Here is a 20168-nt window from a genome sequence, read left to right as displayed (position 1 = left end):
TATCACTTTTTCCCACCCGCCGCCATCCGGCCGTACGGGGCGACCCCCGGCACCGGCCACCCGCCACCGATGCGGCAGACTTGTCGACCCGTACGAATGTTCATAAGTGCCACCCGACATCTGCACACTCAGCATCGTTTGTGGGGGAATCGCATCCATGACAGCGCTTGCCGGATCTGTCGACATACCGGACAGAACGAACCCGGGCGCGGGGACCGAGCGGCACCGCCCGGGGACCGGGTTCGAACGGCCGAACGCGGCACAGCTCCGGCTCGCCGCGGCCCTCCTGGTCCTCCCGCCGCTGTTCCACCTGGTCTCGGCCGACCTGCTGACCTTCGCACTGATCTGGTACGCCGCCGCGACCCTCATCCGCTCCCGGGCCACCGCCTTCGACCGGCTGATGGTCTCCGGCGGCGTCCTGATCGGCTGGACCTGCGCCCTCAGCCTGCTCGCCGGCTACTGGCCGTGGGGCCTGCACCCGGTGGCGCTCGCCGAGGCCACCGCGGTGCCGCTGACCGCGGTCCTGCTCCTCCAGGGCCCCCGGCCCGCCGGGCGGGCCCAGCGGCCGTGGGTGCGGCTGCGCCGGCTGGTCCCCACCCGGGACCTCGCGCTGCTGCTGCCGGCGGCCGCGGCCGTCGCGTTCACGATGTACCCGGTCGTCATCCGGAACGCCACCGAGCGGCTGGGCCTGATCATCTCCTTCGAGGACCTCGCCCGGCACGCGGCGCTGTACGACACCATCCTGCGCGTGGGCGGCCTGACCTCCCTGCACAAGAGCGAGGCCGCCGTCTCCGTCACGACGGGCCTCGACACCTACCCGCAGGGCAGTCACCTGACGCTGGCCGTGATCACCGACTTCCTGCGGGGCGGTACCACCCAGGGCCCGGCGCTCGCCCAGATGTCGCTCTTCATCCTGCTGTCCGCCCTGACCGCGGCCGGCCTGGCGGTCGCCGTCCTGTGGGCGGTGCAGCGGGTCGCCGGCCGCGCGCTGCGCGGCTGGCGCGGCCTGGCCCTCGCCCTGCCCACCGCCGTCTACCTGGTCGTCGCCGAGGTGCCGCAGCTACAGGCCCGCGGCTTCCTGAGCGAGATCTTCGCGCTCGGGCTGTTCGCCCTGCTGCTCGCCCTGGCGATCAGGCCGCTCAGCCGCTTCCACGAGCAGGTCGTGGCACTCGGCGCACTGACGGTCGGCATCTCCTTCGGCCACTACCTGCTGCTGCCGGCCGTCGGAGCCGTGGTGCTCGCCTGGGCCGTCATGCACCGGCGGAACTGCTTCCGGCACTGGCCGACCGTGCTGGCCACCGCCGCGGTGACCGGCCTCCTCGCGCTGTTCCCGCCGTACAGCAACGCCAAGTCGGCCGGTTCGGCGGACGTGCTGACCCTTCCCGGCAGCATCAGCCCGGTCGGCCGGCACCTGCTGCTCCCCCTCGTGGTGGCCGCGTTCCTGGCCCTGCTGACCCGCAGCGCGCGCGCCAACCGCTCGCGCCGGGTCGCGCTGGCCTCGCTCGCCGCGGTCTCGCTGCTCTGCTACGGCGTGATGGAGTACCAGCTCCGCACGGCGGGCACCACCTCGTACTTCTACGAGAAGATGATCCATCAGCTGATGGTCGTCGGGGTGATCTGCTTCTCCGCCGCCCTGCTGCCCGCGTTCGGCCGCCGCGTGTTCGCCGGGCCGGGCACCGCACCGGCCCCCGGCGCGCGCCGGAGCGTGCGGTCCCGCTTCCGCTCGGGGGTGCCCGTGGTCGCCGTCGCGGGCTGCCTGGCCTTCGCCGTCCTCAGCAACGCCCAGCCCGACTCCGGCAAGGCCGGCTGGGAGGGCAGCCCCGGGCGGTTCCAGCTGAACGGCGCCGGCGCCCACTTCAAGCTGGCCCAGCGGATCGCCGTCCTCAACACCGACCACCCTCAGGACGGCCGGCTGCCGGTCTCGCTCGCCGGCGCCCGCGCCTGGGGCGAGGCCAGCCCGGACTGGAGCGGCGTCGAGGACAACCTCTGGCTGAGCGTGCTCAACCGCAACCAGGGCAGCACCTGGGAGCTGTGGGCCTGGGCGATCGGCCACCGCAGCGCCCAGGAGATGGCGGACTTCGCCGCCTCCCGGCCGTCGACCCCGCTCCGCTTCTACGTCGACGAGGGCTCGCCGCTGATCGCCGACCTGAAGGCGCTGGCAGCCGCGGGCAGGCTCCCGGACCTGGCCGTCTCCGCGCTGCACTACGAGAACGGCGACGTGAGCATCCGGCCGGTCGCCCTCCGCTGAGCCACACCGACGACTGTGGGGCCGTCACCGTTCGCCGGTGACGGCCCCACAGTCCTGGCCCGGCTCCGTCGCCCGGCCTCGCCGGATGTCCCCGGGCCGGGTGAAACGCGGCGTGGCAAACTCCGGCGGACGAGATCCTGGCCTACAGTTCCACTCGGCGGAAACGGGCGTTCGGGCTGGTCAGGGGCCTTCTCGAAGGCGGCCGACAACAGCCGGGGGCAGGAAGGTGGGGCGGGTGGGACTCGAACCCACGACCAAGGGATTATGAGTCCCCTGCTCTAACCGGCTGAGCTACCGCCCCGGTTCGCCGCACGCGCCGGTCGTCGGCACGGCAGCAGCAGACGGCCCCAGCGAGGCCGTCCCGGGCAGCATAGCCGGTCGATCACCCGCGGTGCGCGCCGGGGGCGCAGCCGGGGCGACGGTCCGCTCCGCTCCGGGCGGCGCAGCCCGGGTGGCGGGCGGAGCTCCCCGCCCGGGCAGCCTGGGCGGATGACGGCGTGTGGGACACCGGCGGCGACACCACCGGCCTGCCGGGCACCCGGCGGTGGCGCCGCCGGGCACGGCCTGGTAGATCTTCCTCACGAACGGCGGAACGCACGGCCCCGGTGCCCGCCCCGAGGAACGAGACGGAGACCCGATGGCCTCCCGCCCGGCACGGCCCGCGCGCACGGTACGAACGGTCGCGCTGACCGCCCTGCTGCTGGCCGTCGGCACCGCGTGCGGCGGCCAGGACGGGGCGCCCACGGCCGAGGTCGCGCAGCAGAGCCCCGCCCGGGACCGGATCGGCACCCTCTCCATCCACACCGCGCAGGGCCCCCGGGCCTGCACCGCGAGCGTGGTGCACAGCCCCCGGCGCAATCTGCTGGTCACCGCGGCGCACTGCGTGCAGACCCGCCGGATCGGTCTGCTGGACGGCCTGGTGTTCACCCCCGGCTACCGCAACGGATCAACCCCGTACGGGACTTGGCCGGTACAGGCGATCACCGTCGACCCGCGCTGGGCGGCCGGCGACGACCCCGAGTACGACGTGGCGTTCGTCACCGTGGGGCCGGTCGACGGCCGGCAGGTCGAGGACGCGGTCGGCGGCAACCCGCTCGGCACCGGCCAGGGCTTCGGGCTGTCCGTCTCGGTGACCGGCTACCCGAACGAGAGCGACGAGCCGATCACCTGCGCGGTCCGGACCCGCGAGCAGAGCGCCACCCAGGAGCGCTTCGACTGCGGCGGCTACACCGACGGCACCAGCGGCAGCCCGTGGGTCGCGACGGACGGCACGGTGGTGGGCGTGATCGGCGGCTACCAGGAGGGCGGGGAGACCCCGGGCACCTCGTACAGCATCACCTTCGACCAGCGGGTCGCCGCCCTCTACCGGACCGCGACCACCTGACCCGGAACCGGGCGGGGCGGCGGCGCCCACCCCGGCCCGTACCCGGGCCCGGTGTCGCGTACGTCACGTCGCGCGAGCGTGCGGGGACAACACGAAGGCCCCCCGGTCGACCGAGGGGCCTTCGCTCTGAGCAGTCACCGGGCGGACCCGGTGCAGCTCCCGCAATTGGACTCGAACCAATAACCTGCCGATTAACAGTCGGCTGCTCTGCCAATTGAGCTATGCGGGATCGCGGTACTCGACTTCCGTACCACGGAAGGGAACTGGGCCCCGGAGGGCTTCGCTCCCGGCTCCCCCAATTGGACTCGAACCAATAACCTGCCGATTAACAGTCGGCTGCTCTGCCAATTGAGCTATGGGGGATCGGCTTCCGCTTCGGCCCCCGGTGTCCCGGGTTCCTCGGCGCTCGCTGCGGGACATACATTAGCGCACTCGGGGGGGTGGTCCGCCAATCGCTTTCCAGGGTTGCCGCCGGGCGGCCGCCCGGCGTGCCCCGCGCGCGCCCGGCGACGGGGGCGGGGATGCTGGGGCGCGGACGGTTCGCCGTCCCGACGGACGGGTAGGGCAATGCGGCAGAAGCCGCCAGGAGAGGGTGGATCCGATCATGTGGAAGCTGTCGTTGGCCGCGGGCTTCGCGGCCGGCTACGTCCTGGGCTCGCGAGCCGGGCGCCGGCGCTACGAACAGATCTCCAAGGTCACCCGGCAGATCGCCCGGAACCCCACGGTGCAGGGGGCGACCGACCGGGCACGGCAGCAGGCCGGCGCGGTGGCCGGGAAGGCCGCCGGGGTGGTCGCGGACCGGGTCGGCGACCGGCTGCCGAACGTCGTCACCGACCGGGTGCCGTACTTCAACCGCTCCCGGGCGGAGGACGACGGCTGGGGCACCTTCCGGCCGTGACGGGCAGCCGGCCCACCGCCTCACGTGAGGCGGTGGGCCGGTGACCCACCGCCCGTCCGTGACGGGACGGTGACGCCCGGGCCACGCGCACCCGGGCCCGGTGTCGCGAACCGGCAACGGCCCGCCCGGCCCGGACGCGTCCGGAGCCGGGCTGAGGCATGATCTCGACATGGCCATCGTCGCGGGGATAGACAGCTCGACCAACCGCACCAGGATCGTCGCGTGCGACGCCGACACCGGCGCCGTCCTGCGCTCGGGCAAGGCGCCGCACCCCGTCCCCGAGGACCAGGACCTGCGCCCGGGCGAGGCCGACCCGCAGGTCTGGCTGCACTCGCTCGGCGACGCCGCCACCGGCGGCCTGCTGGAGGGCGTCCGGGCGATCGGGGTCAGCGCGCAGCAGCACGGGATGATCGGCCTGGACGCGGGCGGGGTGCTGGTCCGCCCGGCGATCCTGTGGAACGACCCCCGCTCCAGCGGCGCCGCCGCCAAGCTGCTGGACGCCCTCGGCGGCCCGGCCGCCTGGACCGCCGCGATCGGCGCCGTGCCCGCCCCCACGTACACCGTCGCCAAGCTGCGCTGGCTGGCCGAGTTCGAGCCGGCCAACGCCCGCCGGGTCGCCGAGGTGCTGCTGCCCCACGACTGGCTGGTCTGGCAGCTGCTCGGCCACCCCAGGCGCCGCACCACCGACCGCGGCGACGCCTCCGGCACCGGCTACTGGTCGCCGGTCACCGGCGAGTACCGCCAGGACCTGGTCGAGCTGGCACTCGGCCACGAACTCAGGCTGCCCGACGTCCTGCCCCCGTCCGAGCCCGCCGGGCACACCCCCGAAGGCCTGCTGATCTCGGCCGGCACCGGCGACAACATGGCCGCCGCGCTGGGCCTGGGCCTCGGCCCCGGCGACGCGGTGGTCTCGCTCGGCAGCGCCGGGACGATCTTCGCGGTGCACGAGGAGGCCGTGGTGGACGCCTCCGGACTGGTCTCCTCCTTCGCCGACGCCAGCGGCCGGCACCTGCCGATGGTCGCCACCCTCAACGCCGCCCAGGTGCTGCGCTCCACCGCCGCCCTGCTCGGCCGGGACCTGGAGGGCCTGAGCGACCTCGCCCTGCACTCCTCCCCCGGCGCGTACGGCCTGGTGCTGCTGCCCTACCTGGACGGCGAGCGCACCCCCGCGCTGCCTCACGCGGCGGGCACCCTGACCGGCCTGCGGGCCGAGGCGATGACCCCTCAGCACCTGGCCAGGGCCGCCGTCGAGGGCATGCTGTGCAACATCGCCGACGCCCTCGACGTGCTGCGCGCCCAGGGAGTCGAGGTGAAGCGGGTGTTCCTGCTCGGCACGGCCGGGCGGCTGCCCGCCGTCCGGCACATCGCCCCGATGCTGTTCGGCGTCCCGGTCGTGGTGCCGCCGCCGGGTGCGCACGCCGCCCGCGGGGCCGCCCGGCAGGCCGCCTGGGCCCTGGCGGGCACCCCGGAGCCGCCGCGGTGGGAGCTGCCGGACGCCGAGACCGTGGAACCGGACGGGGAGCAGGACCTGGCGATCGGCTCGGCGGTGCGTCAGCAGTACCGGGCCGCCCGCGACCAGGTCCACCCGGAGACGGCGGCCTGATCCGGGGTCGGGGTACCGGCCGCCGGCCGGTGCGGATGCGTCACCCGGCGCCCGGTGGCAGCGTGGGACGGGACACGGCCACCGACGCGAAGGGCGGCAGGACGCCATGGCGCTGCACAAGGGGGCCGGCGGCGACCGCCGGTTGAGCATCGGCCCGTACCCGAGCGCCGCCGACCCGCTGGGCGCGATGAAGCTGGCCCCGCCGCTGCACCGGCTCGGCGAGGGGCCGGTCGCGGCCGACACCGCGTACCAGCTGATCCACGACGAGCTGATGCTGGACGGCAACGCGAAGCTCAACCTGGCGACCTTCGTCACCACCTCGATGGAGGCCCAGGCCACCCGGCTGATGACCGAGTGCCTGGACAAGAACATGATCGACAAGGACGAGTACCCGCAGACCGCCGAGCTGGAGCGGCGCTGCGTGGCGATCCTCGCCGACCTCTGGCACGCCCCCGTCCCGGACGCCGCGGTCGGCTGCTCCACCACCGGCTCCAGCGAGGCGTGCATGCTGGCCGGCATGGCGCTCAAGCGCCGCTGGACGCGCCGCAACGCCGACCGCTACGCCGCCGGGGCCAGGCCCAACCTGGTGATGGGCGTCAACGTGCAGGTGTGCTGGGAGAAGTTCTGCAACTTCTGGGAGGTCGAGGCCCGCACCTCCCCGATGGAGGGCACCCGCTTCCACCTGGACGCCGAGCGGGCGGTCGCGCTGTGCGACGAGAACACCATCGGCGTGGTCGGCGTGCTCGGCTCCACCTTCGACGGCTCGTACGAACCGGTCACGGAGATCTGCGCGGCCCTGGACGCCCTCCAGGAGCGCACCGGCATCGACGTCCCGGTGCACGTGGACGGCGCCTCCGGCGGCATGGTGGCGCCCTTCCTCGACCCCGGGCTGGTCTGGGACTTCCGGCTGCCCCGGGTGGCCTCGATCAACACCTCGGGCCACAAGTACGGGCTGGTGTACCCGGGCGTGGGCTGGGCACTCTGGCGCGACAAGGAGGCGCTGCCCGAGGAACTGGTCTTCCGGGTCAACTACCTCGGCGGCGAGATGCCGACCTTCGCGCTCAACTTCTCCCGGCCCGGCGCCGAGGTGGTGGCCCAGTACTTCGTCTTCCTGCGGCTCGGCCGGGAGGGCTTCCGGGCCGTCCAGGGCGCCTGCCGCGAGGTCGCCACCTACCTGGCCGGGCAGATCGGGAAACTGGACTGCTTCCGGCTGCTGACCCGGGGCGACCAGCTCCCGGTGTTCGCGTTCACCACCGAAGGGGACCTCCCCTTCGACGTGTTCGACGTCTCACGGCGGCTGCGCGAGCGCGGCTGGCAGGTGCCCGCGTACCGGTTCCCGGCGGACCGGGAGGACCTGTCGGTGCTCCGGGTGGTCTGCCGCAACGGCTTCTCCCGGGACCTCGCCGACCTCCTGCTGGCCGACCTCGACCGGCTGCTGCCCGAGCTGCGGTGCCAGCCCGTCCCGCTCAAGGAGCTCGGGGTGCCGGCCAGGTCCGGCTTCCACCACTGATCGTCCACACGGCGGAGAGGTCGGGGCCGCCGAGCGCCACCGCAGGGGACGTCACGGCGGGGAACGTCACGGTGGGGAGGGCGCGGCGAAGCGTCCTCCCCACCGGAGCATCCCGGACGGTCCCGGGCAGCCTCCCCCCGCGAGGCTGTCCGGGACCGGTGGGGGAACCGGGACCGGGTGCGGACCGATGACGGGTCGTCGATCGGTGTCCGAACGGTTCGCCGACGGCCGGACCGCACCGGCCAGAGAACTGTGCACGACGGCGACGTGCACGGTCGAGCGTCTCCGGGGGTTGTGAGACACTTCCGTCCGTCTCAGCGCCGTGACCTGGGATTTGGGACGCCGGGCCGGTGAGGTTGGAGAAGCGGAAACGCCGAACGGCCCGGGCCGGGACCCTTCCGGTCACCCGCCCCACGTCCCGTTTCGCGAATTTGGAGCGCCGTATTGGGTTCCGCCTGGAAGCAGCTGCCCGAGGAGCTGTCCGAGCCCGCCAGACGCCTGGCGCAGGAGCTCCGGGCCATCAAGGACGCCGCCGGACTGTCGCTGTCCGAGCTGGCCGCCAGGACGCACTACAGCCGGGCGTCCTGGGAGCGCTGGCTCAACGGCAAACGGATCGTCACCGAGCAGGCGCTGGACGCGCTGGTCGGTGCGGTGGACTGCGACGGGGCCGCGCTGCGGGCGCTGTGGCGGCAGGCGGTGGCGGGGCCCGCCGTCACGGCCGGGGTCCCGGAGCGGCCCGCCCTCGCCGAAGCCCCTGCCGAGACCGCCCCTGCCGAGGCCGTCGCTGCCGAGGCCGTCGCTGACGGACCCTCGGGTCCGGAGGAGCCGCCCGCCGAGGAACCGGCCGCCGACGAGGCGCTGGTGACCGGGCAGGAGCCCGGACCCGCCCCCGCCGCCTGGTGGCGGCGCCCGGCGGCGCTGGTCTCCGTCGCCGCCGTCCTGGCACTGCTGCTGGTCCTGACCGGCCTGCGGATCAGCCGGCACGACGGGCAGGCCGCGGCGGTCGGCGGACCGGCGGCCGGGTCGCCCTCCGCCACGGCCGGCGGTACCGCCGGGGCCAGGACGGGACCGGACTGCCAGGCCGTCGGCTGCGCGCACAAGGACCCCAAGACCACCGGCTGCGGCAAGGACGCCAGGACCCTGCAGACCCAGGTGATCGGCAAGGTGGTCGTCTACCTCCGGTACAGCCGGACCTGCCAGGCCGCCTGGGCGGCCATCACCGAGGGCCAGCCGAAGGACTACGCGACGATCACCGACGGCAGCGGTGACAGCGAGACGGCGCTCATCCACTGGGGCTACGACAACTACTCGCCGATGCTGAACGCGGCGGACCCGGCCGTCACCTTCCAGGTCTGCGGGTACCAGCCGGCCGGCCACGACTGCACGGCGGTGGTCTCCGGCCTTGCCTCGGTGGTGGCCTCCACCCCGATCCCGATCGGGCCGGCCTCTCCCCCGCCGGGCGCCGGCGCCGGCGCACCCACGACCCCGGCCCCGGCCACCCCGGCGGCGGCCGACCCCGCCGCCACACCGGCCGACCCCGTCGCGACGCCGGCTGGGACCGGCCCGCCGGCCGAGCCCGGCCCGGCGGATCCGTCCTAGCCGCGGCCGGCACTAGTCGAGGTAGCCGCGAAGCTGCTCGGCGTACGCGTGGTCGCGGAGCTTGACCAGGGTCTTCGACTCGATCTGGCGGATCCGCTCCCGCGTCACGCCGAACACCGCGCCGATCTCCTCCAGCGTGCGCGGGCGGCCGTCGTCCAGCCCGTAGCGGAGCTGGACGACCTGGCGCTCCCGCTCGCCCAGGGTGGCCAGGACCGCGTCCAGGTGCAGGCGCAGCAGCAGGAAGGCCGCGGACTCGGCGGGTGAGGCGGCGTCGGCGTCCTCGATCAGGTCCCCCAGGGCGACGTCCTCCTCCTCACCGACCGGGGTGTGCAGCGAGATCGGCTCCTGGGCCAGCCTGAGCAGTTCGCGCACCCGTTCCTCGGTGAGCTCCAGGGCGGCGGCGACCTCGGCCGCCGTGGGTTCCAGGCCGCGCTCCTGGAGCAGGCCGCGCTGCACCCTGACCACCCGGTTGATCAGCTCGACCACGTGCACCGGCACCCGGATCGTGCGGGCCTGGTCGGCCAGGGCCCGGCTCATCGACTGCCGGATCCACCAGGTCGCGTACGTGGAGAACTTGAAGCCCCGGGTGTAGTCGAACTTCTCCACCGCCCGGATCAGGCCCAGGTTGCCCTCCTGGACCAGGTCCAGGAGGGTCAGCCCGCGGCCGACGTAGCGCTTGGCGACGGAGACGACCAGGCGCAGGTTCGCCTCGATCAGCCGGCGCTTGGCGATCCGGCCCCGCACCACCAGGGTGTCCAGCTCGCCGGCCGACGGGTCCGGCGGCGGCGGGTCGCCGTTCAGCCGCTCCTCGGCGAAGATTCCGGCCTCCACCCGGCGGGCCAGCTCGACCTCCTCCTCGGCGGTGAGCAGGCGGATCCGGCCGATCTCGCGCAGGTACTGGCGCAGCAGGTCGGCGGCCGGGCCGGTGTCGTCGGCGGGCGCGCGGCGCTCCTCCGGCTCCTCCTCCCCGGCCCGCGCTTCGGCCTGCGCTTCGGGATCGGGATCGGGCTCGGGGCTCTCCGGGTGGCCCTCCGGCAGGCCCCGGGCGGGAGCCCTCGCGCCGTCCGGCGGCGCCGTCCCGGCCCTGGCGTGGTGGGTCTCCTGCTCCCCGGCCTGCTGCCGGCCCGCCGGACCGGCGGGGTTCGCTCCCGTACTGGTGGTGGTCGCTGCGACGAGGCCTTGCTCCACGGGCATCCCCTCGGGGCGGGCGCGACTCTGGCGGACCCGCGCTGTACGGAGGTGGGACGCCTTCCAGTGTGCGGTACGCCACACTCCGTGGCCGAGACTCGTGCGCCGACTTTCTGCACGGCCGGTGGTGCGGCCGGTACTACAGCGCCGCCGCACCACCACTGCGCAACTGCTGCCCGTACTGCTGGAGCTGCCACAGCTCGGTCTGCACCGCGTGCTGCTGCTCGGCCTCGGCGCGGGGCCCGAGCCGCTGGAGGTACCCGCGGACCTCGGTGATCCGCCGCTCCACCGCCAGCAGCCGCAGCTTGACCAGGAACTCGCCCGCGTAGATCGCGTCCACCTTGCGGCGCGAGCGCACCGGTTCGACGGTCAGCTCGGTGACCAGCGAGCGCACCCGGTCGTCCGGGGCCGCCTCGCGCACCGCGCTGGTGAAGTCGGGCAGGGTCGCCCCGTACGCGGCGCCGCCGGCCTTCGCGACGGCCTGCCGGACGGCGGTGTACGGCGGGGTCGGGAACTCGTCCTCGCCGTAGTGGTCGAAGGCCGGGCTGACCAGGTCGGGGTGCTGGAGCGCCAGCTTGAGCAGCTCGCGCTCGACGAACTGGGCCGGGTCGCGCGGGTTGAGCCGGAAGGCGGGCTGCGCTGGGCGCTGCGGCTGGGCGGGCTCGGGGCGGCGCTGGGCGGCTCCGCGCGGGTTCTGCTGGCGCTCGCGGTCCCAGCGGGCCAGCTGGGAGATCCGGCGGACGACGAACTGCTCGTCCAGGATGCCGAGCATGCCGGCCAGCCGGACCGCGTACTCGTGCTGGATCGAGCGGTCCTTGATCTTGGCCACGATCGGGGCCGCCTCCTCCAGCGCCGCCGAGCGCCCCTCCGGGGTGTCCACCCGGTGCCGGGCCACCGCCGAGGTCAGCGCGAACTCGAACAGCGGGACCGGGTTGTCGATCAGCTGCTTGACCGCCTCGTCGCCCTGGGCCAGGCGCAGCTCGCACGGGTCCATGCCGCCGGGGCTGACCGCGATGGAGGTCTTGGCGGCGAACTTCTGGTCGTCCTCGAAGGCGCGCAGGGCCGCCTTCTGGCCGGCCGCGTCGCCGTCGAAGGTGAAGACGGTCTCACCCCGGTACTGCGAGGTGTCCATCAGCAGCCGGCGGATGATCTTGATGTGGTCCTCGGCGAAGGCGGTGCCGCAGGTGGCCACCGCCGAGGTGACCCCGGCCAGGTGGCAGGCCATCACGTCGGTGTAGCCCTCGACCACCACCGCGCGGCCCGACTTGGCGATCTCCTTCTTCGCCAGGTCGATGCCGTACAGCACGTGGGACTTCTTGTAGATCGGCGTCTCGGGGGTGTTGAGGTACTTCGGGCCGTTGTCGTCCTCGCGCAGGCGGCGGGCGCCGAAGCCGATCACCTCGCCGGCGATGTCCCGGATCGGCCAGACCAGCCGGCCCCGGAAGCGGTCGATCAGGCCGCCGCGCTGGCCCTGCGAGGCGAGGCCGCCGAGCAGGATCTCCTTGTCGGTGAAGCCCTTGCCGCGCAGGTACCGGACCAGGTGCTCCCACCCCGCGGGGGCGTAGCCGACGCCGAAGGTCTTCGCGGCCTCCTCGTCGAAGCCGCGCTCGCCGAGGAAGCGGCGGCCGATCTCCCCCTCCGCCGAGGCCAGCTGCTCCTGGTACCAGGCGGCGGCCACCTTGTGCGCCTCGACCAGGCGGGTGCGCTCGCCCTGCTGGTGGCGGGGGTTGTAGCCGCCCTCCTCGTAGCGCAGGGTGATGCCGGCCTGGGCGGCCATCCGCTCGACGGCCTCGGCGAAGGTGAAGTGCTCGATCTTCATCAGGAAGGCGATGGTGTCGCCGTTCTCCTGGCAGCCGAAGCAGTGGAAGACGCCCTTGGCGGGGTTCACGTAGAAGGAGGCGGACTTCTCGTCGTGGAAGGGGCAGACGCCCTTGTACTCGCCACCGCCACCGTTGGTCAGCTGTACGTAGTCGCCGACCACCGCGTCGATCGGCAGTGCGCTGCGCACCGCCTGTACGTCTTCGTCCCTGATCCGCCCGGCCACCCCGGAAGTCTACTGGTGCGGCCGGGCCTTCCGGCGGGGAGCCGGGCCCGTCCGCCAGCGCGCTCCCGCACCGGTCACGCCCAGGCGGCGCCGACGAGCCTGGCGTGCAGGGCCAGGGCGGAGGCGTCGGTCAGGGTGGCGATCTGGTCGACGACCGTGCGCAGCGCGGCGCGGTCGTCCTCGGCCTCGCGGTACATGGCGGCGAACACCGGGTCCAGCCCCTCGGGGGCGCGCTGGGTGAGGACGTACGCCAGCTCGGCGATCACGATCCGCTGGCGGGCCCGCAGCTGGGCCTGCTCGTCGCGCTGCATCACGTAGCGGACGGCGACCGCCTTGAGCACCGCGCACTCCAGCCGGACGTCCCTCGGCACCACCAGCTCGGCGGCGTAGCGGGTGAGCCGGCCGGGGCCGTAGCGGGCCCGGGTGGCCTGCTCGGCGGCCAGGCAGAAGCGGCCGATCAGCTGGCTGGTGAGGTCCTTGAGCCCGGCCCGGGCGCGCGCGGTGCCTTCGTACGAACGGGGCCACCACTCCTGGGCGAGCAGCCGGTCCAGGGCGGCGGCCAGCTCCTCCGGCTCCGCGTCGGGGGCGTAGCGCTCGGCGACCTTGAAGAGCCCGGCGCGCTCGCCGGGGGCGCGCAGGGCGGCCGGGTCGATGTGACCGGCCTGGAGGCCGTCCTCGACGTCGTGGGTGGAGTAGGCCACGTCGTCGGCCCAGTCCATCACGGTGGCCTCGAAGCACTTGCGCCCGGCCGGGGAGCCGGCCCGGAGCCAGCGGAAGACCGGCAGGTCGTCGGCGTAGACGCCGTACTTGGGCGAGGCCGGGTCGGTGGGGTGGGCGCCCTTGGGCCACGGGTACTTGGTGGCGGCGTCGAGGGCGGCCCTGGTCAGGTTGAGGCCGACGCTGCGGCCCGGCCAGGGGGCGAGCCGGGCGGCGGGCTGCTCCTCCTGGGGCGCGAAGCGCTTGGGTTCGAGCCTGGTCAGGATGCGCAGCGACTGGGCGTTGCCCTCGAAGCCGCCGCAGGCCTCGGCGGCCTGGTCGAGGGCCTCCTCGCCGGTGTGGCCGAAGGGCGGGTGGCCGATGTCGTGGGCCAGGCAGCCGGCCTCCACGAGATCCGGGTCACAGCCCAGGGCGGCGCCCAACTCCCGCCCGACCTGGGCGCATTCGAGGGAGTGGGTGAGCCGGGTGCGGGGGAAGTCACTGCGCATCGGGGCGACCACCTGGGTGGTGCCGGCCAGCCGGCGCAGCGCCGCCGAGTGCAGCACCCGGGCGCGGTCGCGCTGGAAGGCCGTACGGCCGGGGCGCTTGTCGGGTTCGGGGACCCAGCGGGCCTCGGCGGCGTGGTCGTACGGGTTCGGGGCGGCGAGGCGGTGCGCGGTGTCATCCATATGCCACTCACGGTACGCCGCGCCCCCGACACGCGGGGTGTGCCGCGCACGAAGGCGCGCGGGCCGGGGCGTGAACGGTGCGGGGCGGGCGGGTGCCCGCCACCGTGAACCGGCCCCACCCGGACGGCGCAGCCCGTACGTCGCGCCCCGGCGCCCGGAGCCCCGGGCGTCCTCGGCCCTGGACCGGCCCTCGGCCCTTGACCGGCCCTCAGCCCTTGATCGCCTTCTGGACCACGCCGGCCATCGCCTCCTGCCCCCTGGCGTTGGGGTGGATCGGCACCAGCCCCCTGGCCGGGAGCGGCGGCTCGACCCAGCGCTTGTCCTCCCCCGCGCACATGTCGTGCCCGGCCGAGGGCCCGGCGAGGTCGACGAACACCGCGCCGGCCGCCTCCGCGCGCTTCCTGAGCATGCCGTTGAGCTGCTGCTCCTTCTCCACCAGGAAGCCCAGGTCGGAGACGGCCACCGTCTTGCCGAGCACCGGCAGGCAGCTCGCCGGGTCGGCCGGGAGCAGACCCGGGTACCCGATCACGTACACCCTGGCCTTCGGGGAGCGCTTCCCGACGTCCTGGAGCACCTGGCCGAGCCGGTCGCCGGCCGCGTCCACCTTGCGCTGGACCTCGTCGGTGCCGTTGCCGGAGGCGTAGTGGTCACGGCAGGGCGACTTGCCGGCCCGGTCGCCGCCGTCGGTGATCACGCCCTTGAGGATGTCCACCAGGTTGTCCTTGGCGCACTCGGTCACGACCTCCATGAAGCCCGCGTCGTTGCCGCCGATGCCCAGGGTGACCAGCCGGGTGTCCGCGGTCAGGGCGTCCAGCTGGGCCGGGTTGGTGCCGCCCGGCACCTTCTGCGGGCCGGTCAGGTCCTCGGTGCGGGCGCCGGAGCAGCTGACGTCCTTGAACTGCCCGGCGGCGATCGAGAGCCCCTTGGCCACCAGGGACGGGTAGTTGACCCCCGAGCGGTAGCAGCCGTCCGGCCCGCCGGCCCGCGGGGGGAGCTTCATCCCCGCGGTGTACGAGTCGCCGAGTGCGACGTACGGGCCGGTGGGCGGTGGGGTGGGGGTCGGCGACGCGGTCGCGCCGGCCTGCGCGCGGTCGGGCACCGCGCCCCCGAAACCGGTCCCCTTGCTGTCCGAACCCCCTCCGCCGGTGCACCCGGCCAGCAGCAGCGCCGCCGTCGCGGCGGTCAGGGCGAAGGTCGGACGTACGGTCCTCGGCATGGTCTCCCCCCGGGGAAACGAGTCATGGTCGGCTCCTCACGGCGGCCCGTCCCCCGGGCAGCCCCAGGGCCAACGAACGGCCGTGGCCGATGACTCCCGCATCGGCGAAGTCGTCCCCCCGCGGGCCCGAACCGGCCGGAATCCGCCCCCGGGCGGGCCCGGCGCCCGGAGCCCGCCGGCGCCGTGCGCGCGCCGCACCCGTCCCGCCGCGCGCCGTACCCGCGCTACTCCGCGCCGCGCTCGTGCTCGGCCAGGAACTGCTCGAAGCGCCGCCCCAGTTCGTCCGCCGAGGGCAGGTCCACCGGCTCGGCCAGCAGGCTCTCCCGGCTCTCCGCGCCCGCCACGGCGTCGTACTGGCCCTCCATGCCGCGGATCGCCGAGCGCAACTCGCCGTCCCCCTGGGCCAGCTGCTCCTCGATGTCGGCGTAGACCTCGGAGACCCGCTCGCGCAGCGGGGTGCCGGGCAGCACCAGCCCGGTGGCGGACTGCACCGCCTCCAGGATCTGCACCGCCGCCGCCGGGTAGGCGGAGCGGGCGACGTAGTGCGGGACGTGCACGGCGAAGCCCAGGACGTCGTGCCCGGCCTCGGCCAGCCGGTACTCCACCAGCGCCTGGGCGCTGCCGGGGACCTGCGCCTGCTCGAACCACTGCGGGTAGCCGGGGGCGAGGTCCAGCCGGTTGCCGTGCGGCGTCAGACCGACCGGACGGGTGTGCGGCACGCCCATCGGGATGCCGTGGAAGTCGACCGCGAGCCTGACCTCGAACCGCTCCGCCAACTCGCGGACGGCACCCGCGAAACGCTCCCACTCGACGTCCGGCTCGGGGCCGCTGAGCAGCAGGAACGGCGCGCCGGCGGCGTCGTGGACGAGCTGGAGCAGGATCTCCGGCGGGTCGTAGGAGGCCCAGCGGTCGTGGTCGAAGACCATCGCCGGGCGGCGGGCCCGGTAGTCCACCAGGCGGTCGTGGTCGAAGCGGGCCACCACCTGCGGCGATCCCGTCTCCAGCAGGTGGTCCACCACCTGGCCGCCGGCCTCCCCGGCGTCCATGAAGCCCTCGAAGTGCTGGAGCAGCACCAGGCCGGCACCGGTGTCGCGCAACTGCTCGTTGGCCGCGGCCACGGCGGCCACGCCCTGCTGATCCAGCTCGTACAGCGCCTGGAAGTCACGCACCGCGCACCCAACCCCGTTCTCTGCTCGTCCCGGTCGACCGGCTCGTCGTCCAGTCCAGCGTGCCGGGCCCCGCCGGAATTCCCGCCCCGGCCCCCGTCCTGCGGAGGACCCGCCGGGGAACCGTCCCGGAGCGTCCGGCGGCTCCCCCGACAACCCCCGGGGGACTCGCCCGACGGCCTCGGCCGACCGCTCCGGACCATGATCGCACCCGGGGGAAGAGCCCCTGGTCACGGCCCCGGAAGGGGCCCGTCCGGAGGGCCCGCGAAGGACCCGCGCGGCCATGGGCGCGCCGCGAGGTGACGCACCGCCTTCTGGCGGGTATCGTCCTCTCGCTGCCTCGCATCGTCGCGTCGTCGTCACGTCGTCCGTAACGCCGTCGGCCACGTCCCGGTCCGGTGCTCGGCCAGTCACCCACGACGCATCTTGCCTTCACCTGGCCGCCCGCTTCCCTTCGCGCTCTCGTTTCCTCTTCGGCCATTTCGCGGACGCACACTGTCCCCTCGCTGCTCCTGCCGGACCGGTCCGAGGACCCGTGTCCGTTCCGGCACCCCGCGCCGCCCGTTCCGGGCCGTCGCCCCCACCCCGTCCGACCGGACCTCCGGCGTGCGCGGGTACCCGGCGCACGGACCCGGGCCCAGGCGTACCCAGACCAGCGCACCCCGTGCCGTACCCCGGCGCGGGAGGCACCCTCCGACCGATGAAGGACCGAAGGTTCCGTGCCCGTACCTGTCATCCTCACCGGCCGCACCGTGCGGCTGGAGCCCCTCGCCGCGCGCCATGCCGAGGCCATCGCCCAGGCCGGCGCCGAGGACCGTACGACTTACGCCTTCACCCCCGTTCCGCACGGCCTGGAAGCCGCCCGCGACTACGTCGCGCGGGCGCTCGCGGAACAGGCGGCGGGCCGGTCACTGTCGTTCGCGACGGTGAACGTCGCCGACGGCCGGGTGGTCGGCTCCACCCGGTTCCTGGAACTCGACTACTGGCAGGGGCCGCTGGTGTGGCCGCCGGTGCCCGGGGTCCCGTTCGGCGATCCGGCCACGGCCGTCCCCGACGCGGCCGAGATCGGCAACACCTGGCTCTCGCCGCGCGCCCAGGGCACCGGCATCAACACCGAGGCCAAGCTGCTGATGCTGCGCCACGCCTTCGAGACCTGGGGCGTGCAGCGCGTCTCGCTGCGCGCGGACGCCCGCAACCTGCGCTCGCGCACCGCGATCGAGCGGCTCGGCGCGACCTCCGAGGGCGTCCGCCGGGCGCACTCGCGCGGGCTGGACGGGGTGGTGCGCTCCACCGCGTTCTACTCGATCCTCGGCGACGAGTGGCCGGCCGTCCGGGACATCATCGAGCTGCGGATCGCCGCCGCCACCTCGCCGAGCGCCCCGGATCCGGCGATCAACCAGGAGTGCCTTAGACAGGGCGGCAGCGGCGCCGGGCAGCTGATGATCACGGCCTGAGGCCGTACCCCCGCGCGTCGCGGCCGGGTTCCGCCGTCTCCAGGGCGTCCCGCAGGAGGCCGTGGCCGTCCCGGCCCCGGAGGTATCCGGGGTCGGCCTCGACCAGGGCCGACACCGGCCGCCAGCCGCCCTTCACCCGGCCCACCCGGACGCGCCAGATCTCCCGGCCGTCGGTGCCGCGGTGCAGGTGCAGGACGCCCCCGGAGGTGTACGAGACCCAGCGCCCGTCCGCCTCCCGGGGCCCCAGACCGCGCCTGATCCGCTCCCACCGGCCGTCCGACCAGACCAGGTCGGGCACCGGGTACGGGCGGGGCAGGCTGATCGGTGCCAGGTGCGGTTCGCCGCCCGCGCGGACACCGCCCGGCTCGGGGAACGTCCACCCGGGCAGCGGCTCCCGGGCGGCCAGCCAGGCGCGCGGGATGCCTCCGGTGCCGGTGTGGGCGGCGACCGCTCCGCCGGTGACGGCCGCGACGGTGTCCATGTCGCCGCCGGCCGCGATCGCCTCCCAGAGGGCGGTGCGGTAGTCGGCCAGGTTCCTGGCGGCGCACCACAGCGCGTACGGGACGGTGTCGGCCGCGGACGTGCGGCTGCCGTTGCCGAGCACCTGCGCGGCGACCCGGAAGTCCGGCTGGGCGAGCAGCTCGCGGGCCTCCGTGAGGCCGTCCCTGACCGGGCCGTCCGGGGTGAGGTCGGCCACCGACTCCAGGAAGCGTTCCGGAGCCACCGGCCGGGTGCGCGCCCGCACGGCGTACGCGGCCGCCACCGCGAAACTGGTGTGGTCATATGCCCCCAGCTCAGCGGCTCGCCGGCCGGTCCGTCAACCTCCGCCGACGCCGGCCCCACCGACGGGGGATGTTTCGCATACCTCCGAACGCGACGGGCAGGCACCGGGGCATGATCCGCGCGAATCCCCTCGACCCGGTCGCCCTGCTCGGCGCCGACCAGCAGCACATCGCCACCCGGGCGCAGCTGCGCCGCCTCGGGGTGCCCTCCGGCACCATCGCCCACCGGCTGCGGCCGGGCGGGCCCTGGCAGCAGGTGCTGCCCCGGGTGATCTGCCTCCAGAGCGGAAGACTGACGATCCACCAGAAGCTGCGGGCCGCCCTGGCGTACGCGACCCCCAAGGGGCGGGACCCGAGGATCGGGGAGGTGCTGCTGACCGGATTCGCGGTCCTGGCCCAGGCCGGGCTGCCGAGCGCCGGGCACCCGGCCGACCTGCGCTCCGTCGACATCCTGATCCCCGGCCAACGGCGCGTCGGCGACCGGGAGTTCGTCCGGATCCACCGGGCCTCAGGGGCGATGCCGAGCGGCTTCGAGCGGGCCGACGGGCTGTGGAGCACCACCGTCGCCCGGGCGCTGGCCGATCTCGCCCCGAGGGAGACCGGGGAGCGCCGGTTCCGGGCGCTGTGCGCGGAGGCCGTCCAGCGGCGGCACTGCGAACTAGGCGAGCTGCTCGACCAGTTGCTGTCCAGGCCGGGTGCGCTCGGGCTGCCCCGGGTGGCCCGGGTGGTGGAGGACCTGACGGCCGGGGTGCGGTCGGTGGTGGAGGGCGAGGCCCGCGAGCTGCTGGCCCACGCGGGCCTGCCGGAGCCACTGTGGAACCCGGTGCTCTTCCTGGACGGCCGCTTCCTCGCCGTCCCGGACGCCTACTGGCCGCACTCCTGCGTGGCCCTGGAGATCGACTCCCGCTCCTGGCACCTGCGCCCGGCCGACCACGAACGGGGGCTGGCCCGTGCCAACCGGCTCACCGCCGCCGGCCTCCCGGTGGTCCGCACCACCCCGTCCCAGCTCCGCCGCGACCCGGCGCCGGTCCTCCACGAACTGACCGCCCTGGTCACCACCGGCCCGCACGCCCCGCACCCCCGCATCACCTGGCGCCGGGCCCGGTGAGGGGGGGTGCTCCCCCCCTGCGGCGCCGGTCAGCAGCGGGAGTCGATCTCCTGGAAGGTGGCGTAGTGGTCGGCGGACCAGTACTGCTCGCCCGAGGTGCCGGTCACGACGCGGCGGGTGCCCCGGTCGTTGGAGCCCGGGGTGACGACGGTGTACTCGTGGTAGTAGTCGCCGCCCTTCCTGGGCAGGCGGCTCTCCCGGTTCTCGAAGACGATGCCGTCGCGGTTGTAGGGGTACGGCCCGCCCTTGGCGATCAGGGTGAGGGTGTCCACGGCCTGGCTGGGGAGCTTGGTGCGGCAGACGTCGGCCATGGCCGGGTCGGTCGGGACCCAGGTGCCGGCCGGGGCGGGGGCGGTGGCCCCGGCGGGCGGGCTCGGCTTGGGGGCCGAGGGCTTGGGCGCCGCGGACCCGGACGTCGAAGCACCGGCGGTGGCGGCCGCCGTGGGGCTCGCGGCGGCCTTGGGGTGGCTGCTCCCCGTGTTGGTGAGGAGGTACCCGGCCCCGGCCAGCAGCGCCAGGATCAGCACGGCCACGACGACGAGCGGGTTTCTGCGGTTGGTCATGCGGTCCAGCTTGGCAGGCG

Annotated in this window: 15 protein-coding genes and 3 tRNA genes; 8 read left to right on the top strand and 10 right to left on the bottom strand. The window is 74.6% G+C overall.

The features are described 5' to 3' along the window. The first annotated feature begins 157 nt into the window (after positions 1 to 157). Positions 158 to 2248 carry a hypothetical protein gene (locus ACIQOW_RS00995; protein ID WP_401078196.1) on the top strand — a complete coding sequence of 697 codons (2091 nt, stop codon included), beginning with the start codon at positions 158 to 160 and terminating at the stop codon, positions 2246 to 2248. A 227-nt stretch (positions 2249 to 2475) separates the two neighbouring features. On the opposite strand, the gene ACIQOW_RS00990 is transcribed toward ACIQOW_RS00995, so the two are convergent. Next, positions 2476 to 2549 (bottom strand) — tRNA-Ile (locus ACIQOW_RS00990). A gap of 336 nt (positions 2550 to 2885) precedes the next feature. Here ACIQOW_RS00990 and ACIQOW_RS00985 point away from each other — a divergent pair. Continuing rightward, positions 2886 to 3632, top strand: a complete 747-nt coding sequence (locus tag ACIQOW_RS00985; protein WP_401078193.1) for a trypsin-like serine peptidase — start codon at positions 2886 to 2888, stop codon at positions 3630 to 3632. 156 nt (positions 3633 to 3788) lie between these two features. Here the strand turns inward: ACIQOW_RS00985 and ACIQOW_RS00980 are convergent. Beyond that, positions 3789 to 3861: transfer RNA gene (locus tag ACIQOW_RS00980), tRNA-Asn, on the bottom strand. A gap of 61 nt (positions 3862 to 3922) precedes the next feature. Beyond that, positions 3923 to 3995 (bottom strand) — tRNA-Asn (locus tag ACIQOW_RS00975). Positions 3996 to 4224: 229 nt separating this feature from the next. Here ACIQOW_RS00975 and ACIQOW_RS00970 point away from each other — a divergent pair. From ACIQOW_RS00970 to ACIQOW_RS00955, 4 genes are all read left to right on the top strand, one after another. Then, positions 4225 to 4530, top strand: coding sequence for a hypothetical protein (locus tag ACIQOW_RS00970; RefSeq protein ID WP_401078190.1), 306 nt, complete (start codon positions 4225 to 4227; stop codon positions 4528 to 4530). 169 nt (positions 4531 to 4699) lie between these two features. Beyond that, positions 4700 to 6133 (top strand): FGGY family carbohydrate kinase, encoded by a 1434-nt coding sequence (locus ACIQOW_RS00965; protein WP_188298244.1) that lies wholly within the window; start codon positions 4700 to 4702, stop codon positions 6131 to 6133. A 106-nt stretch (positions 6134 to 6239) separates the two neighbouring features. Next, positions 6240 to 7643 carry a glutamate decarboxylase gene (locus tag ACIQOW_RS00960; protein ID WP_401078186.1) on the top strand — a complete coding sequence of 468 codons (1404 nt, stop codon included), beginning with the start codon at positions 6240 to 6242 and terminating at the stop codon, positions 7641 to 7643. Positions 7644 to 8087: 444 nt separating this feature from the next. Then, on the top strand, positions 8088 to 9242 hold the full coding sequence (locus ACIQOW_RS00955) for a DUF2690 domain-containing protein (RefSeq protein ID WP_401078183.1): 1155 nt from the start codon (positions 8088 to 8090) through the stop codon (positions 9240 to 9242). Between the two features lie 12 nt (positions 9243 to 9254). Here the strand turns inward: ACIQOW_RS00955 and ACIQOW_RS00950 are convergent, their stop codons facing one another. From ACIQOW_RS00950 to ACIQOW_RS00930, 5 genes are all read right to left on the bottom strand, one after another. After that, entirely contained in the window at positions 9255 to 10436 is a 1182-nt protein-coding gene (locus tag ACIQOW_RS00950; RefSeq protein ID WP_401078180.1) for an RNA polymerase sigma factor, read from the bottom strand. A gap of 133 nt (positions 10437 to 10569) precedes the next feature. Beyond that, on the bottom strand, positions 10570 to 12474 hold the full coding sequence (dnaG, locus tag ACIQOW_RS00945; RefSeq protein ID WP_401078177.1) for a DNA primase: 1905 nt from the start codon (positions 12472 to 12474) through the stop codon (positions 10570 to 10572). A 74-nt stretch (positions 12475 to 12548) separates the two neighbouring features. Then, a complete protein-coding gene (locus ACIQOW_RS00940; protein WP_401078174.1) occupies positions 12549 to 13859 on the bottom strand; it encodes a deoxyguanosinetriphosphate triphosphohydrolase in 1311 nt (436 codons plus the stop codon). A 208-nt stretch (positions 13860 to 14067) separates the two neighbouring features. Beyond that, positions 14068 to 15075 carry an SGNH/GDSL hydrolase family protein gene (locus ACIQOW_RS00935; protein WP_401078171.1) on the bottom strand — a complete coding sequence of 336 codons (1008 nt, stop codon included), beginning with the start codon at positions 15073 to 15075 and terminating at the stop codon, positions 14068 to 14070. 224 nt (positions 15076 to 15299) lie between these two features. Next, positions 15300 to 16244 carry a PAC2 family protein gene (locus tag ACIQOW_RS00930; protein WP_401078168.1) on the bottom strand — a complete coding sequence of 315 codons (945 nt, stop codon included), beginning with the start codon at positions 16242 to 16244 and terminating at the stop codon, positions 15300 to 15302. 716 nt (positions 16245 to 16960) lie between these two features. Between ACIQOW_RS00930 and ACIQOW_RS00925 the strand changes: the two genes are divergently transcribed. Next, positions 16961 to 17695, top strand: a complete 735-nt coding sequence (locus tag ACIQOW_RS00925; RefSeq protein WP_188298617.1) for a GNAT family N-acetyltransferase — start codon at positions 16961 to 16963, stop codon at positions 17693 to 17695. On the opposite strand, the gene ACIQOW_RS00920 is transcribed toward ACIQOW_RS00925, so the two are convergent. Continuing rightward, complete coding sequence (locus tag ACIQOW_RS00920) at positions 17685 to 18458, bottom strand: ADP-ribosylglycohydrolase family protein (RefSeq protein ID WP_401078164.1); 774 nt, start codon at positions 18456 to 18458, stop codon at positions 17685 to 17687. The genes ACIQOW_RS00925 and ACIQOW_RS00920 overlap by 11 nt on opposite strands. A gap of 131 nt (positions 18459 to 18589) precedes the next feature. On the opposite strand from ACIQOW_RS00920, the gene ACIQOW_RS00915 reads away from it, so the two are divergent. Further along, the gene (locus tag ACIQOW_RS00915; RefSeq protein ID WP_401078161.1) at positions 18590 to 19585 is read left to right on the top strand and encodes a hypothetical protein; all 996 of its coding nucleotides are present in this window, start codon (positions 18590 to 18592) and stop codon (positions 19583 to 19585) included. A gap of 29 nt (positions 19586 to 19614) precedes the next feature. Here the strand turns inward: ACIQOW_RS00915 and ACIQOW_RS00910 are convergent, their stop codons facing one another. After that, entirely contained in the window at positions 19615 to 20148 is a 534-nt protein-coding gene (locus ACIQOW_RS00910) for a ribonuclease (RefSeq protein ID WP_401078158.1), read from the bottom strand. Between the last annotated feature and the right edge of the window lie 20 nt (positions 20149 to 20168).

It is taken from the genome of Kitasatospora sp. NPDC091335, assembly GCF_044757205.1.
Lineage (GTDB): Bacteria > Actinomycetota > Actinomycetes > Streptomycetales > Streptomycetaceae > Kitasatospora.
The sequence above is the reverse complement of the archived record's forward strand: the minus strand, read 5'-3'. Positions and strand labels throughout refer to the sequence as shown.